This window comes from Jeotgalibacillus marinus (assembly GCF_040801915.1).
Lineage (GTDB): Bacteria > Bacillota > Bacilli > Bacillales > Jeotgalibacillaceae > Jeotgalibacillus > Jeotgalibacillus marinus.
This window is the reverse complement of record NZ_JBFMIA010000331.1, coordinates 1-227: the sequence shown is the minus strand read 5'-3', so window position 1 is coordinate 227 and position 227 is coordinate 1. Positions and strand designations below refer to the sequence as shown.

Annotated in this window: 1 protein-coding gene; it reads right to left on the bottom strand. The window is 50.7% G+C overall.

Translation table 11 applies throughout. The annotated features are described in order from the left end of the window. Positions 1–14: 14 nt before the first annotated feature. Positions 15–227: hypothetical protein (locus tag AB1471_RS19210; protein ID WP_367781090.1), on the bottom strand; the 213-nt coding region annotated here is incomplete at its 5' end.

Genomic DNA, 227 nt, shown 5'->3' with positions numbered 1-227 from the left:
AAAGAAGATCCAACTTACACAGATGTTGTGGCCCTTGCTCTTTCTCCCCTTTCCCCCCCCCTTTCTTGCCCCCCCCTCCCTCCCTCTTTTCTTCCTTTCTCTTCTCTTCCCCCCTCTTTCTCTCCTTTCCTTCCCTTTCTTTCTTTTTTTCCTTCTTCCCTCTTCCTTCTCCCCCTCCCTTCTCCCTTCTTTTTCTTCCCCTCTTCTTTTTCTCCCTCCTCCTCCTC